Annotated in this window: 13 protein-coding genes; 5 read left to right on the top strand and 8 right to left on the bottom strand. The window is 34.9% G+C overall.

Translation table 11 applies throughout. The features are described from left to right. Positions 1-3,071 (bottom strand): PKD domain-containing protein (locus V7719_RS17670; RefSeq protein ID WP_335731275.1); only part of this gene is annotated, 3,071 nt, incomplete at its 3' end. A gap of 31 nt (positions 3,072-3,102) precedes the next feature. Further along, a complete protein-coding gene (locus V7719_RS17665; RefSeq protein ID WP_335731274.1) occupies positions 3,103-3,579 on the bottom strand; it encodes a hypothetical protein in 477 nt (158 codons plus the stop codon). Between the two features lie 225 nt (positions 3,580-3,804). Here V7719_RS17665 and folE point away from each other — a divergent pair, with 225 nt between their 5' ends. From folE to V7719_RS17640, 5 genes are all read left to right on the top strand, one after another. Further along, on the top strand, positions 3,805-4,482 hold the full coding sequence (folE, locus tag V7719_RS17660; RefSeq protein ID WP_335731273.1) for a GTP cyclohydrolase I FolE: 678 nt from the start codon (positions 3,805-3,807) through the stop codon (positions 4,480-4,482). An 89-nt stretch (positions 4,483-4,571) separates the two neighbouring features. Then, entirely contained in the window at positions 4,572-6,053 is a 1,482-nt protein-coding gene (gene cysS / locus V7719_RS17655; RefSeq protein ID WP_335731272.1) for a cysteine--tRNA ligase, read from the top strand. A 2-nt stretch (positions 6,054-6,055) separates the two neighbouring features. Then, positions 6,056-6,292, top strand: coding sequence for a membrane protein insertion efficiency factor YidD (yidD, locus tag V7719_RS17650; protein WP_335731271.1), 237 nt, complete (start codon positions 6,056-6,058; stop codon positions 6,290-6,292). Positions 6,293-6,476: 184 nt separating this feature from the next. After that, entirely contained in the window at positions 6,477-7,406 is a 930-nt protein-coding gene (gene lgt, locus V7719_RS17645; protein ID WP_335731270.1) for a prolipoprotein diacylglyceryl transferase, read from the top strand. Between the two features lie 2 nt (positions 7,407-7,408). Continuing rightward, complete coding sequence (locus tag V7719_RS17640; RefSeq protein ID WP_335731269.1) at positions 7,409-7,912, top strand: DUF192 domain-containing protein; 504 nt, start codon at positions 7,409-7,411, stop codon at positions 7,910-7,912. Between the two features lie 286 nt (positions 7,913-8,198). Here V7719_RS17640 and V7719_RS17635 read toward each other — a convergent pair whose 3' ends face one another. From V7719_RS17635 to V7719_RS17610, 6 genes are all read right to left on the bottom strand, one after another. After that, positions 8,199-10,232, bottom strand: coding sequence for a PKD domain-containing protein (locus V7719_RS17635; protein ID WP_335731268.1), 2,034 nt, complete (start codon positions 10,230-10,232; stop codon positions 8,199-8,201). A gap of 155 nt (positions 10,233-10,387) precedes the next feature. Beyond that, complete coding sequence (gene secDF, locus V7719_RS17630; RefSeq protein ID WP_335731267.1) at positions 10,388-13,372, bottom strand: protein translocase subunit SecDF; 2,985 nt, start codon at positions 13,370-13,372, stop codon at positions 10,388-10,390. A gap of 215 nt (positions 13,373-13,587) precedes the next feature. Next, positions 13,588-14,217, bottom strand: a complete 630-nt coding sequence (locus tag V7719_RS17625) for a hypothetical protein (protein ID WP_335731266.1) — start codon at positions 14,215-14,217, stop codon at positions 13,588-13,590. Positions 14,218-14,342: 125 nt separating this feature from the next. Next, positions 14,343-14,993 carry a hypothetical protein gene (locus V7719_RS17620; RefSeq protein ID WP_335731265.1) on the bottom strand — a complete coding sequence of 217 codons (651 nt, stop codon included), beginning with the start codon at positions 14,991-14,993 and terminating at the stop codon, positions 14,343-14,345. Between the two features lie 92 nt (positions 14,994-15,085). Beyond that, positions 15,086-16,012, bottom strand: a complete 927-nt coding sequence (mdh, locus tag V7719_RS17615) for a malate dehydrogenase (RefSeq protein WP_335731264.1) — start codon at positions 16,010-16,012, stop codon at positions 15,086-15,088. A gap of 123 nt (positions 16,013-16,135) precedes the next feature. Next, positions 16,136-17,182, bottom strand: a complete 1,047-nt coding sequence (locus V7719_RS17610) for a DUF6588 family protein (RefSeq protein ID WP_335731263.1) — start codon at positions 17,180-17,182, stop codon at positions 16,136-16,138. Between the last annotated feature and the right edge of the window lie 134 nt (positions 17,183-17,316).

Here is a 17,316-nt window from a genome sequence, read left to right as displayed (position 1 = left end):
TTGTTACCTGTAACCTCTACATTCTTTAATGTTAAATCTATACTTGTTATGCCATCTGGTGTACCATCGTCACAAACCGCTAAAGCGGTTGGAGCAATAACGATAGGCTGAGAAAAGACTATCACTGATTGCGTTGTTGTTGTAGGACATATACCATTTGTGGTATATTCTACAGTATAAGTTGCATCAAATTGGCCTCCTGTTATGGTTCCTGTAGATGGGTCAATAACTGCTCCATCACCTGGATTTGGATTAAATGCAAATGTTCCACCAGGTAATCCTGAAACTGTTGCAGTACCTCCATCACAAGTAGGTGATATTGTAAAACTTGAATTATCCTCAGGGAAAACAGTTACAGATACAGACGTTGTTGAAGGACATGCTCCCGAAGTTGTATATTCTACAGTATATGAAATACCAGAAACTCCATTAGTAATTTCTCCTGTTACCGCGTCTATTGTTGCTCCATCAGTTGGAACTGGATTGAATACAAAAACTCCTCCAATATCTCCAGTAATAGTAGCTGTCGCACCTGTACAACTTGGAATCAATGTAAATAAAGAATCTTCCGAAGGTAAAACAGATACACTTTCGCTAGTTGTTTCTGGACATGGTCCTGATGTTGTATATTCTACTGTATAAGTTGTCCCTGATACTCCAGAGATTAACCCTGTAGAAGCATTGATTGTAGCCCCATCTGTTGGAACTGGATTAAAAACAAAACTTCCACCAGCATCTCCAGTAATAACTGCAGTTGCGCCTTCACAAGTAGCAGTCAATGTAAAACTAGAATCTTCAAAAGGTAAAACTGTCACTGTTTCTGTAGATGACACTGGACAAGCACCAACTACTGAATACACAACGGTATAAGTAGCTCCTTGAGTACCATTAGTGATTGTTCCTGTTAACAAATCTAAAATCGCACCATCAACAGGTATTGGGTTAAAAGAAAATGTTCCACCTAAATCACCTGTTACTGTAGCTGTAGCCCCATCACATGTTGGTGTCAATGTAAAGCCTGCGTCTTGAGCAGGGAGAACGGTAACTGTTACCGTATTTCCTGGGGTACAAGAACTTACAAATTCATACAAAATCGTATAAGTTGTTCCAGAAACACCATTTGTAATTGTACCTGTTACTGGATCTATTACAGCTCCATCAGTGGGTTGAGGGTCTTCAAAAGAAAATACACCTCCAGCATCACCAGTAATTGTTGCAGTGCCACCATCGCAAGTTGGCGTCATCGTAAAGGAAGTATCAAATACTTGACCAACAAGGATTGTTTCACTATCGTCACTTAAAGTAAGTGTACAAGCTCCGACAGTAATATCAATAAGACTAAAAGTTTGATCAACGGCAGGAACCCCTAAGGTAACTATAGCTACACCTGAAGCATCCAGAACTACTGTTTGTATAGCACCTGAATTAATGGTATAACTTACTGTTCCGTTTGGAGAGCCAGTAATTTGGAATTGAGCATCTTCGCCATTACAAATTGGATTTGTAACTGCACTAACATCTGCCAATAATTCTTCTTCCATTGTGATACAAACCTCTTCGGTATATTCACAACCAAAGTCATCAACTGCTCTATAAGTATAACAATGTGTTCCAGCTGTTAATGGTGCAACAGTAATTGTATTTCCAGTAACATTAGTTATCGAAGGATCTGCATCCCAAGATTCAGATACGGTTACAGGTGTAAATGACAATTCTGGTGGTTGAATATTAGGATCAAAATTTAATCCCCAAGAAAACACATATCCGTTGTCAATAGAAAGGTTATCAACGATTTCTATACACCAATCTCCATTTAACGGACTTCCAACTAAATCATTGAAAGATTCAACAGGCAAATAAGTACCAGGTTCCCATGAATTATTTGGTGGATTTGTACCAGCTGTTACTGTAGGTGCATTTGACAGTAGTGTTGTTGCAGACATAGAAAAACAATAATCTGCGCCAATTCCAGGCGTATTAGAATTATCATCATTAGCGCCTCCAAAATACGTTCCTCCACCAGCTTGAGTAAATAAATCGGCCTCTTGGCCATTTGGTGAAATAATTTTTATATCTAAATCTCCAGAATAAGAATGTTCCATATTCACACATATCTCAATAAGCTGTGCTGGATCAGTTAGTAATTGGTCAGATTCAAAACAATCTACTGTAATACAAGTTGTATAAACTGCTCCTGAACCATCTGGCAAGAATGTTGTTCCACTAACTGGTGGTGTACAATCATTCACAAAAGGCACAGGGCTTACTACACCTTCAATCGTTGTGGTTTCTCCAAAACACAACGTATCATCTGCAGCTTGAGTTCCTGTAAAGTCAGGTTCTGTAGCCACTTGTATCACTTGATTAATTAAATTCGTATTTGCACATCCTAAAGGATCTGAATCTGTATTTGCATCTCTAACGCTTAAATTAACGATATATACTCCCGGAGTATCGTATGAGAATGTTGCTGTTTGTCCATCAACGAAATTTCCATTATCTAAATCCCACTCATATGTTGCTCCTGTGCCATCAAACTCAAAATTACCACTACCGGTAAGTGTGATTTCTTGATTTGGACAAACTCTTATATAACCATCACCATTTGGTGCTGGACTAGCTGAGTCTAATTGTGAAGTAATAACTTGACAAGGTGTGAAACAAGAAATATCTGCAGCCCACCCTGTTATTGTACCTGCTCCATCTGAAACAAATTGAATGGTTATACAACCTGATCCATTGTCTTCTGTAGCAGTTACAGAACCTGGTGTATTAGCACCATCATAAGTACCAAAAGGCGGACTTGCCACACTATCACCATTATAAATGGTCATGACATCCGCTCCTAATTGCGTACTAAATTCTGTGAAATTTAATTGCACCAACTGTCCTGGGTTTTCAGGACAAATAGTTAAAACTAAGTTTTCATCACTTGAATATGGAGCTCCTGAACCTCCTGTATCAAAAAAAGTTCCTGAACAGGTTGTTACAGTTCCATCTTGCATAAGAACATCCTGCGCATAAGTTTGTAATGAAAATAATGTGAAAAATATGAGTAGTGCTTTTTTCATAACTGAAAATTATAAATGGCTAATTAATATTTTATTTATGTTGAGATTTGATAACAATAAAGTAACTGGTATTATCTACTCTATACATATGTGTTCCGCCGTTGGAATAAAAATTGAATAAATATTTTAACGGATTAAAATTCTGTGGATTAAAATTCGTGTCTCGTTGCAAATCATTAACATAATAATCCATTAAAGGCACATCAGATAATAAAGTACATGCCTTTTGATCGCTTGGATTTGGGATATTTTTTATTTCAACTCGATTACGCAAAATATTTTTAATATCCTTTAATCGCTGTGGAATGCTCAAGACATTTATATTTGCTGTGCTTCCATAAACCTGATTAATTTGGGCTAGCTCGGAGCTATTTAAAGGGTTATTTACATTGATGTTATAGTTAACTGTTTTTTGTTTTCTGGATTGATTTGAAGATTGAGAAAACATTGTAGGTGTTGCCAGTAAAGCACAGAACAACATTAGAGGGAACAGTAATTTTGAGTTCATGATTATTTATATTTATTGGATGCGGAATTTAAGAAAATTTTAGTAAACAAACTGTTAAATTGGATATCATGTACATACATGCCGATTATAGGCATATAACATCTTAAATTAAAAAACACCTACCCTATTATCATTTTTTTTTATTGCTTATCTTTGCACTCTCTTTTTAAATAAAAGAACTATATTTTAATTAAAATGAATTTCCGTTTTTACGGAATATGAAAAATGAAAATAGATAAACACACACAAGATATTGATGCTGTTGGCGATAATCATGTTGGGACTTCTTCAGAAACACCTCTACGTCGTGATGCTTTTAAGTTAACCTCTTCTGAAAAAGTAGACCTTATCAAAGATGATGTGAGACACATCTTAGAAACTTTAGGTCTTGATTTAACTGACGATAGTTTAAAAGGAACACCAAATAGAGTAGCAAAGATGTTTGTAAATGAAATTTTTGGCGGACTCGATCCAGACCAAAAGCCAAGCGCATCAACTTTTGAAAATAAATATAAATATGGAGAGATGCTTGTTGAGAAAAATATCACGGTATACTCAACTTGCGAACATCACCTTTTACCAATTGTTGGTAAAGCGCATGTAGCTTATATTTCTAACGGAACTGTTGTTGGGCTCTCTAAAATGAATCGAATCGTAGATTATTTTGCAAAAAGACCTCAAGTTCAAGAACGCTTGACTATTCAAGTTGTAAAAGAACTCCAAAAAGTATTAAACACCGAAGATGTTGCTTGTATTATTGATGCTAAGCATTTATGTGTCAATTCAAGAGGTATAAGAGATGTTGATAGTAGTACGGTAACTTCAGAATTTGGTGGGAAATTCAAAAATAAAGAAACCAAAAGAGAGTTTTTAGACTACATTAAAATGGATACGTCTTTTTAGGTTTCCACTCTTCCGAAGAAAAAATAAAATGTTAGCTTTGAATATTAAAAAATTTTAATCTAATCAACGCATTTTTAAATCGTCACTTTATGCATTTGTACAAAGAGCAAAAGATTCAAATTTATAATACGCTAAGCGCAAAAAAAGAAACGTTTCAACCTATTGAAGACGGTTATGTCGGCATGTACGTATGTGGCCCTACGGTTTACAGCAATGTGCATCTAGGAAATGTAAGAACGTTTATGTCTTTTGATATGGTGTTTCGTTACCTGAAGTATTTAGGTTATAAAGTGCGGTATGTGAGAAACATTACAGATGCTGGACATTTAGAAAATGATGCTGATACTGGTGAGGATAAAATCACAAAAAAAGCACGTTTAGAGCAAATTGAACCGATGGAAGTTGTGCAACGCTACACGGTCGATTTTCACAATGTTTTAAAGACGTTTAATTTTCTACCACCTAGTATAGAGCCTACAGCAACTGGACACATTATTGAACAAATAGAACTCATCAAAACGATTATTGATAACGGTTTTGGATATGAGGTTAATGGGTCTGTATATTTTGATGTTCATAAATTTAATGAAACTAACGACTACGGAAAACTAAGCAAGCGTAATCTGGAGGATTTAATACATAATACAAGAGCGCTTGACGGACAGACTGACAAGAAGAATCCACAGGATTTTGCACTTTGGAAACGCGCCGAACCTCAACACATTATGCGCTGGCCTTCTCCTTGGAGTGACGGGTTTCCAGGTTGGCACCTAGAATGCACTGCTATGAGCACCAAATATCTTGGTGATAATTTTGATATTCACGGCGGAGGAATGGATTTAAAATTTCCGCATCATGAATGTGAAATCGCACAAAGTGAAGCAGCAAAAGGACAATCGCCTGTCAATTACTGGATGCATGCTAATATGCTACAACTTAATGGACAACGCATGTCTAAATCCACAGGAAATACGGTTAATCCTGATGAATTATTATCTGGAAACAATAGTTTTTTCAGCAAAGCATACGCTCCTAGCATAGTTCGCTTTTTTAATGCACAATCCTCTTACAGAAGCGTTTTAGATTTAACTGATGATGGTTTACAGGCAAGTGAAAAAGGCTTCTATCGTTTAATGGATGCTATTAATTTGTTAGATGATTTGAAATCTGGAAGCACATCCACATTTAATGTTTCTGAATGGCGTCAAAAATGCCATGATGCAATGAACGACGATTTTAATTCACCGATTTTAATTGCACATCTTTTTGAAGCTGCAAAACAAATGAATCAAATTAAAGTTGGAGGTGCATCATTAACTTCGGAAGACTTAGAGCTCTTGAAGAAAACCATGTATGATTTCACCTTTGATGTTTTAGGATTGGTTAATGTTACCAAAGCCGACACAGGAAGCGATAAATTAGCTGGAGCTGTAGAACTACTCATACAATTAAGACAAGAAGCAAGAGCAAATAAAGATTTTGCTATGTCTGATAAAATTCGTGATGAGTTAGCAGCAAAAGGCATTCAGTTGAATGATGGCAAGGATGGAACTACTTTTACGACCAACTAGTCATGAAACGCATACTAGTTGCTCCTTTTTTATTTCTAATCAAAGTTTATCAAACTTTAATCTCTCCATTGACTCCTGCAACATGTAGGTTCCAACCAACATGCTCTCACTATTCTAAAGAAGCTTTAGAAAAACACGGGCTTTGGAATGGTGGAAAATTAGCCTTAAGACGTATTTTTAGTTGTCATCCTTGGGGAAGATCTGGCTATGATCCAGTTCCTGAGAAGGATGACAACTAAAAATTACCAATGCGCCAGCTCGCACGTTCTCTAAAAATGTACACTGTACATTTTCTATTTCGTTCCGTCGCCTTGGGGAAGATCTGGCTATGACCCAGTTCCTGAGAAAGAAGATTAAAACTATCCTAATGCGTATTGTATTTTATTCATAAATACTATCTTTAGCCCAACAAAAACCAATTTTATGCTTGCTCTCGAAATGGTCTGGAATCCATCTAAAGGATTTGACTTAGGATTTTTCACACTTCACTTCTATAGTCTAATGTGGATTGTCGCATTTATACTTGGGTTCAACATCATGAAACGCATCTATAACAACGAAAAACAAACTAAAGAGTCTTTAGATTCTTTATTTATTTATTCGGTTATCGGGATTATGCTCGGCGCACGTTTAGGTCATGTGCTTTTTTATCAACGTGAACTGATTACGCAAGACTTTTTTAGCATCTTTCTTCCTTTTAAATTTGCAGGCGGATTTGAATTTACAGGCTTCCAAGGACTTGCGAGTCATGGTGCAGCTATTGGGATGATTATCTCTATGTATTTATACAACAAGAAAATCTTAAAAAAACCATTGATATGGATATTAGACCTTGTTGTTATTCCTGTGGCATTGGGTGCTGTTTTTGTTCGAATAGGAAATTTTATTAATTCTGAAATTATTGGAAAAATCACAGAATCATCTCTAGGCGTTCGTTTTGTGCAAGACCATTATAATAAGTATGAAATTGTAAAAGCTACTGGCATCGAAGATGTTAAACAAGCTTATGCAGCTGTAGGAAATAACTCTAAATATGCTGAACTTCTAGAGAAAGTTCCTTTTAGACATCCAGCACAATTGTATGAAGCAGGTAGTTATATCTTCGTATTTCTAATTCTGTTATATTTCTATTGGAAAACCAATAAAAGACAACAATCAGGCTTTTTGTTTGGATTATTTCTTGTCTTACTTTGGACCGTTAGATTTTTTGTTGAGTTTGTAAAAGAAGCACAAGTAGAAGGCAGAGATGATTATGTCTCATTTATGAATACCGGACAAGTGTTAAGTATTCCGTTTATTTTAATCGGTTTGTATTTTATGTTTGTTTATAAGCCTAAAACGAAACTGAGCTAATAATGAAACGTCCATTTTTAAAAATCGTTTCTATAAGTGTCTTCGGAATCGCTGCTTTGCAACTCTCATCATGCAAGGAAGAGCGTCAATCTTCCGAAGTAAAGGAAGTGAAGATTATATTTGAAAAGGAAGGTGAGCTTCAGTTAAGAAAAGCGGCGTCAGATTCACTTTTAGTCAATTTGGATATCGAAATTGCAGATGACGAATACTCGACTCAAACAGGTTTAATGTATCGTAAAAGCATGGCTACCAATCAGGGGATGCTGTTTATTTTTCCTGATATAGATTACCGTTCGTTTTATATGAAGAATACTGAAATTGGATTAGATATTATCTACATCGCTGAAGACAAAACTATCGTTAGTATTCAGAAAAACGCTAAGCCTTTTGACGAAACGTCTTTACCTTCTGAAGGCCAAGCAAAGTATGTTCTTGAAGTTAATTCCGGATTGAGTGACGAATGGACTTTAGAAAAAGGAGATAAAATAGAGTTTTCTGATCATTAGTTTATAAGTGATCCATTCCCCGTCTATCAAGATTAAAGCTTAGTCCTACTTTGTGACAACTCACATTATTCAAGTTTCCGTTGTTAAAAGGAATTCCATAATCGTAAGTTATATTAATCCCGGTAAAAAATAATGTCTGTATATTCCTTTTAATATGTTACGGGTTTTTGTTATTCTCCCCTTTGAGTCTAAGTCATTGAAAAAAGTAACATCAATAAAACAGTAAGCGTTTTTTTCAGCATAAGAAATTTTGTATATCTCTAAAGTGATAAAAATTTCTTACTCGTTACAGTTTAATTAATTTTTTAATTACAGTGAATCCAATTTCGTTATCTGATATTTTTATAAAATATGGAGCTTTAGCCAAATCATTTAAGCTAGTGATTGTTATTTTACTATCGACAATAGCGTGACTTTTATTGTAAACTATACGACCATTTAAATCATAGATATTGATATCGATTTTATTTCCAGTCAAACCTAAAGGCAAATTGATTGTTATGTTTGCGTTAAACGGATTTGGAAATACAGATATATTGGCCAAAATTTGGTCTTCAATACTTAAAGCAATCCCATCTACACCATCACAGTTTTCATCTACGCCATTTCCCTCTGTATCTGGTGCTCCAGGATTAACTGTATCACTAGTATCATCACAATCTAAATTATTTAGTGCATATCCTATTGGCGGAAAATCAGAGCACTCAATTATAAAATTACCAGTATCACCATAGCCATCACCATCAGTATCTTCATAATAGGTTACAGGCGGTTGATCTTCATCGGCGATAGTAATGCAAATTTCTTCAGTAAACTCACAACCAAATATGTCAACAGTTCTATAGATATAGCAATATTCTCCTGACGCATTTGGAGCTACTGTAATGGTATTGCCATTTGTTTCAGTTATGCTAGGATTGGGATCCCATGATTGGGACGTAATAGAAGGAATAAAAGAAAAATCTTGCTGCGGAAGATCTGGATCAAAATTTAATTCCCATGAAAATATATAACCATTATCTATAGCAAGGTTATCAATAATTTCAATGCACCATTCTCCATTAAGCGGGCTTCCAACCAAAGCATTAAATGATTCGACAGGCAAATAAGTTCCTGGTTCAAATGAATCACCCGGCGGATTAAACCCAGCAGTAATGGTATTAGCCTCTGCTAATAATGTGGTAGCAGACATAGAAAAGCAATAATCTGCACCTATTCCAGGAATATTACTAGCATCATCGTTTGCACCCCCAAAATAAACATTCCCACCACCTTGAGAATATAATTCTGCTTCTTGACCATTAGGAGAAATGATTTTGATATTTAAATCACCTGAATAGGAGTGCTCTATGTTCATACATATATCCAAAAGTTGTGACGCATCTATTAATACCTCATCAAATTCAAAACAATTTACGGTTACGCAAGTACTATAAACTGCGCCAGAGCCATCTGGTAAAAAAGTTGTACCACTTACAGGTGGAGGGCAATTATAAATCACAGCAAAAGGGTTTACAATACCTTCAATAGTTGTTGTTTCTCCAAAACAAAGCGTATCATCAGCAGCTTCTGTTCCTGTAAAATCAGGCACGCCAGACACTTGAATCACTTGGTTTATTAAATTGGTATTAAAACAGCCATTAGGATGAGTACTTGTATTAGTATCACTGATCCTCAGATTGACAACATATATCCCAGATGTATCATATGAGAATGTAGCTGTTTGTCCAGACACTGTATTTCCATCACCTAAATCCCATTCATACGTTGCTCCTACTCCGTCAATTTCAAAATTACCACTACCACTTAACGTAATATCCTCACCTGCACACACTTGAATAAAACCATCTGTATTTGGTATTGGTGTTGAAGTATCTAATTGTGATGTAATAATTTGACAAGGAGTGAAGCAATAAATATCTGCAGACCAACCTGTTGTATCCCCTATACCATCTGAAATAAATTCAATAGTTAAACACCCAGAACTTGTACTATCGTTTGCAGATATTAAACCTGGATTGTTTGCTCCAGAAAAAACGCCTAAAGAAGGACTTGCAATATTATCTCCATTATATATAGTCATACTATCTGCACCGAGTTGCGTACCAAAACTTGTAAATGAAAGTTGTACAAACTGTCCTATTTCCTCAGGACATATTGTTAATACAAAGCTTTCATCATTCGAATAATTCTCAAATTCTCCTCCAGAATCTGTAAAAATCCCAGAACATGCATTTATTGTTCCATTTTGCATAACCACATCCTGTGCATACGTATGAATTGAGACTATCGTGAAAATTAAGAGTATTATTTTTTTCATGTTTACAGACTTTAACAGTTTTTATTAAAGATACAGGAATTAACAAAAGTTTGCGCGAAAAAACATACAAACTGATAAATACTCTGAAGAAAAAACTTAAGAAACAAAAAAACCACTTCAAATGAAGTGGTTTTTTTAATATATGTGAATGACATTTATTTTTTGTCTTCTTCCTCTTTTGGAGGTGCGATACCTTTATTCTTTAAAGTATCATACATTAATGGAGTTGCGATAAATACTGAAGAGTATGTACCAACAACAACACCAATAATTAAGGCGAATAATAATCCTCTAAGCGATTCTGCACCAAAAGTGAACATTGCCAATAACACCACTAAGGTTGTTAACGACGTATTTAATGTTCTACTCAATGTACTATTAATCGCAGAGTTGATATTTACACCACCTTTAAATCCTGCACGTTCTGCAAGCACCTCTCTAATTCTATCAAATACAACAACCGTATCATTCAGGGAGTAACCAATTACGGTCAAAATCGCTGCGATGAATGCTTGATCGATTTCCATACTGAATGGCATGAATTTGTATAATAATGAGAAGATCCCTAAAACGATAATCACATCATGGAATACTGCAGCTACAGCTCCTAATGAGAATTGCCATCTCTTAAAACGAATTAAGATATACAAGAACACTACAAGTAGTGATCCTAAGACTGCTAATAACGATTCACTCTTGATATCATCGGCAATTGTTGGACTCACCTTACTAGATAATACAATACCAATATCGCCTTTTGCTTCGGAAAAGTCTTTAAACGTTTCACCGCTTGGCAAGTATGGTTTTAATCCTTCGAACAACATCGTTTTCACTTCTTCGTCGGTTTCAACTGAATTTTCATCAACCTTATATTTCGTAGAAATCTTTAATTGATTTGCACTACCAATTGTTTTTACTTCAACACTATTGAATACTGCAGTTAAGTCTTCTGAAACTTTCTCAGCACTTACAGCTTCACCAAAACGAACTTGATAAGTTCTACCTCCAACAAAGTCAATACCTTGGTCTAGTTTATTAGTAAATAACGATCCTAAACTCACTAAGATTAAAATACCAGAAACCACATAAGCAACTTTACGTTTACTAATGAAGTTGATATTATTGTTCTTAAATAAATTCTTAGTAATTGATGTTGAGAAATCTAAGCTCTTTCCACTGTTTACATACCAATCTACCAATAAACGCGTGATAAAAATTGCTGTAAATAATGAAGTCATAATACCAATTAATAAGGTTGTTGCAAAACCTTTAATTGGACCTGTACCAAATACGAATAAAATTAATGCTGTTAAACCTGTTGTGATATTCGCATCTAAGATTGAAGACAATGCATTAGCGAAACCATCTTTAACGGCTTCTTTTTGCGATTTCCCTTTACCAAGCTCTTCCCGTATTCGTTCAAAAATAAGTACGTTGGCATCAACCGACATACCAATGGTTAATACAATACCAGCTAAACCAGGAAGTGTTAATACAGCTCCCAATCCTGAAAGTACACCAAAGATTAATAAGATGTTAAACGCTAAAGCAATATCCGCAAAAATACCAGCTTTACCATAGTACATAATCATCCATAGTAATACTAAAGATAATGCAATTAAGAATGACTTCGTACCACTATCAATTGCTTCTTGTCCTAATGAAGGTCCAACTTGATCAGCTTGAACGATTTCAGCTCTAGCAGGTAATTTACCGGCTCTTAAAACGTTTGCTAAATCTTCAGCTTCTTTTACTGTAAAGTTTCCAGAGATTTCAGTATTTCCACCAGAAATTGCTCCACTTGAAGCAGTAGGTGCAGAATAAACAATACTATCTAAAACAATGGCAATCTGACTTTGGTTTTGATTTGCACGACCAGTCATTTCTTCCCATACCTTAGAACCTTTAGCGTTCATTTGCATAGAAACCGATGGCCTATTCGTTTGCGTATAAGCTTGACGTGCATCTGTAACCACACCACCACTTAATTCTGGTTCTTGTGCCTTGTTACCTTTAAGGGCATATAAATCGATGTACTCTGCTCCTGTATCTGCATTTGCGAAAGGTAAACCAAAAGCAAACTTAGTATAACGCATATCTGCTGGAAGATTAGCCAATACATCTGGCATTTTTAAATACTCTAGCAACTTCTCTTTATCTTCTAATCGAAGCGTAAATAAGCCTTGGCTATTTGGATCCACAATCATTTCTAATAATGGATTCACTGAAGTTATTGCAGTAGAATCTGTAGATGTTTCTCCTAATAAATCATCAATAGTACTATCAGTAGCTGAGCTATCTTGAGCTTCAACTGTTTCAACTTTTTCACTAGTATCTAATTTCGCTTTAAGCGTTTGATTCGCTTTAACGATAAAATCATTTAGGTCTTGAGCTTTAACTACATCCCAAAATTGTAATTGTGCAGTCGTTGTAATTAACTGAGTAGCACGTTTGATATCCTTTACTCCTGGTAATTCAACTAATACACGTCCAGAGTTTCCTAAACGTTGAATATTTGGAGATGTTACACCAAACTGATCAATACGTTTACGTAATACTTCGAAAGCAGAAATGATTGACTCATCAACTTTTTCTGCTAATACTTTTTCAACATCAGAATCAGTCATTGTTAATTTAACATCATCCTCTAAGTCTTTGTTAGCAAAAATATCTGGAGACGCTAATTTTTGAGACCCTTTAACGGCATCCCAAGCTGTAAAAAAAGATTCTAAGTAAGGTTCTTGTGCATCTTTCTGAATTTCTTCGGCATCTTCTAATGCTTTATTGAATGCTGGATCTGTACTTTTATTTGATAAACCATATAGAATGTCTCTTACTGATATTTGAAGAATCACATTTAATCCTCCTTTAAGGTCAAGACCAAGATTCATGGCTTTTTCCTTAACTTCTTTTCCTGTGAAGCTTGCAATACCCAACATGCTATAAGCTTCTACATTAGAAATGGAATCTAAGTAGCGAACTTGCGCATCATTAATCTCATCAGGCGTTTGAAATTTACTTTCTGCATAAGTTTTTGCAGCGTTGTCGATTTGGTTGTTTTTGAATGTAAATGCTAATTGGTAAATACTTACCAATCCAAATAACACTGCAAAAAGCTTAACTAATCCTTTGTTTTGCATTATTTTATTTTTTTTAGGTCAAATGTTTTATTCCGAAATTTCGGAAGGGCAAATATAGAATTTACCGTTGATTTGACAATTGTTTTTATAATTATATATGTTGTTTGTATAACTTTTCGATGACATTCAAAAAGCTAACTTTAATGGTGAGACATACCAAAATTATATCGGTGTCTCAGTACGTACTGTGAAAGTATAATGGGAAGTATAAGTATTTAACCAAAATTACAAATCCCATAAAATTCTGGGCCTGCTCTAACTTCTGGAATTTTTCGTGATCTATTATCAATTGCAATATCCTTACGGAATTTATAGGTCACTTTAACAGTATGATCTAATTCCGTAGTATTGATATCTTCAGCAGATACAAATACATTAGGGTTTAAGAGTCTATCAGTTTCTGCTTTAGCTTCTAAAGCTAGTTTTCCGTTTGAAGCTGAAAGGTCATCACCATGCTGAATCTCATAGATATCAAGATCGTAGGCAATTGTATGGTCTTCGGAAGGAATTTTGCTTTGGTTATTATCTTGAGAGACATAACCAATTTCTAACGCCGCTTCTTTCGAAAGTAATTTTTTTATACGATTAACATCTGAATTACTGTAGTATGTAATCTTTAGTTGACCGTCATTTTGTTTTTGAACTTGAATATTCTCAACACCTGCATCTTGCAATTGTTGTTTAACAATATTAATCGCCTGCTGAGCATCAAGACTATTAACCTCATCACTGGCAAACTGTAAAACGATTTCCTGATTAGGCTCAGAAAACTGTTCTTTATTAGCTATGCCACCTAGTAAGGTGAAGATTATAATTAAAGTACTAATGTACCATCTCGAGTTCATGCGCCAAATATAACAAAAATTCTAGATTGACCTGCCCTCATTCGTTGAACTGTTAGTTTTTAAGAACAATGCAAAAAAAAAGAGCAACTTGATGTTGCTCTTTTTTTTGTTTACAGGAAAGTATCTTATTGACCTGGTCCTTTTGTATAACCTTCTGGAGGAGTCATGTTAAATTGATCATCAGACACCTTGGCTTTCTTGATTTCGGTTACCTCAGTAGTGATTAACATTTCCATTCCTTGTTGATTCATAGTCATGGTCATAAATAAAGGGAATCCTTTTAATTTATCGCCTAACATAGCTGTTTGTTGTGATGATACAGGAATAGCTTCAGTGGTATACATATCCAACGCCATTTCTACACCTTCTTGCTTGATAGTCACTGTATATTGCTTACAGTCATATCCTAAAAACATTTTGGTTTTATCACCAGCAACAACTTTAATGTCCTTTATTTTCTCTTCTAAACTATCTGTTTTTTGATAGTTATACACTTTACCCATCATATTGTCCATGAGTGTCAAAACCTCATTAGTTTCACCATTTGCTATTGTGATAACACTTCCAGTCATTGGGTTTTCAAGTTCTGTTCTGGATTTCTGACCTTTGAAATATGTAGTCGTTTCCATGTCACCCATCATCTCCAATTGTGCTTGAACTTGAGCATTTTCACTTGTTATAGTTTGCTTAGCTATAACAATACCTTCAATTAATTTGTCTTGCGCTACAAGTGTCAAACTAAAAGTTGCTAAGAATAAGAATAAGAATTTTTTCATTGTTTTAAATTTGTTATGATTATGAACTTATTTGTTATTAACTCATTACAGACAAATATCTTGCCATAACAAATTTTTCAACTGTAATATGCTTAAAGTTCTAACAATCCATTAGTTTTTTTAACGCCTTCAGCACTTTCTTTTAGGTGCGCTTCTTCAGCATCACTTAATTTGATTTTTACAATCTCTTCAATACCATTACGTCCTAAAATTACAGGAACACCTATACAAAGGTCATTTAGTCCGTATTCACCTTCTAATAATACAGAACAAGGGAACATTTTCTTTTGATCACAAGCAATAGCTTGCACCAATCCACTTACTGCTGCTCCTGGTGCATACCAAGCAGAAGTCCCTAGAAGCTTTGTTAATGTTGCACCTCCAACTTTGGTATCTTCTTTAACTTGATTTAAACGTTCTTCGGATAAAAACTCAGAAACCTTTACACTATTTCTAGTAGCATGTGCTGTTAAAGGCACCATACCTTTATCGCTATGTCCACCTATTACCATTCCGTCAACATCACTAATTGGAGCACCTAACGCTTCAGCTAGTCTAAACTTGAAACGTGCAGAATCTAATGCGCCACCCATTCCAATAATTCTACTTTTAGGCAAGTCTGTAGTTTTATGAACTAAATACGTCATGGTATCCATTGGGTTACTCACCACAATAAGAATTGTATTTGGAGAATGCTCAATGAGGCTCGACGATACCATTTTCACAATACCAGCATTAATCCCAATTAATTCTTCACGAGTCATACCTGGTTTACGTGGAATACCAGAAGTAATCACACAAATATCACTATTTGCTGTTTGAGAATAATCGTTAGTGACACCAGTAATTTTAGTATCAAAACCGTTTAATGAAGCCGTTTGCATTAAGTCCATTGCTTTACCTTCTGCAAAACCTTCTTTAATATCTAATAATACAACTTCACTCGCAAAATCTTTGATGGCAATATATTCTGCACAACTTGCGCCTACTGCTCCTGCTCCAACTACTGTAACCTTCATATGTTTTATATTTTAAATTGTCTTGTTAATTGAGAGTGCAAAATTACGAATTTTTAAGGTTTTAATGAAAAAAGCGTAAGATTAAATCTTACGCTTTTTATTACTTATTTGACGTATTATATTCTATCTAAAACTGAAAGCAATTCCAGCAGAAGCCGTATTGTATTCTTGCAACGTATAATCAGCAAAGATCTTAAAAAACCCGAGATTTAAACGCGTCCCTATAGTTGCTCTCATACCATTTGCTTCAAAATCTAAGTTTATTGGATTACTTATTGATTCATCAATAGATCCTATAACATTACCGCTACTATCTTCAATATCATAAGTTAGGATATAATCACCTTTCATTTTAACGGTGGTTTTTCCGTTATTATAACCAACACTCCCATAAAACGTAATAATCTTAAAATCTAACGAAGCAATTGCTTGGATAGTCCATGTATTCATTTTAAATGTGGCTTCACCATTATTCACCGAAACTTCATCCTCTGTATTTTCATCTTCAATAGCATAGCTAACTTCCATATTAGTAAAGGCTCCTAAAACTGAAATACTTAAAGGCAGCTTATCTAATGGTCCTAAATACTGCATTAGATCATGCTGTAATCCAACACCAAAAAGATTAGCTTCAACGCTATCATCAAAGTTTAATTTTGGCACTAATCTAATTTTTATATCAGTCTTGAATGGCAATCCAAGTCCCAATTGAACCATTGGTGTAGGAACGGCATTGATGGGCAAATCTTCAGTGATACCTCCTGGCATATCAAAACTCGCGACTTTAAAAGTACCATCATTAAGAGGAATACTTATATCAATCTCAGTTTCTGAATCATTTTCACTCATAACTGTATTTAAAGAGGTTTCTCCATTTGGCAATGATGAATAAGTATAATCACTAGGTATGAACGCAAACATTTGATCTTTACTTGGAACAAAAGAAGCATTAGCAGTGATGGTAATATCAAAACCAAATTTTTTATGGGTTTTGGCAGTTGTATACCAACCACCATTCATACTATACATCAAACCTTTCATGGCAGGATTTAAATAGTTTTGGGTAAGTAAGCTTGCATCATCTGCTGCTAATAGAATTGTTTCCAATTCTTGTGATTTAGATTGCTGTACCGAGACAAATAATAGTAACACAATTATAAGCTTTTTCATAATATGCTTGGGTTATAGTTTGGTATAAATGTAGTAAAAATACTTAATTATACGCATTTAATCGTTGAAAACTACTTTTAATCGGTTTTTAGTATCGTTTTAAACATAAAAAAGCAGCTAATAATTAGCTGCTT

The organism is Psychroserpens sp., from assembly GCF_036960315.1.
Lineage (GTDB): Bacteria > Bacteroidota > Bacteroidia > Flavobacteriales > Flavobacteriaceae > Psychroserpens.
The sequence above is the reverse complement of the archived record's forward strand: the minus strand, read 5'-3'. Positions and strand labels throughout refer to the sequence as shown.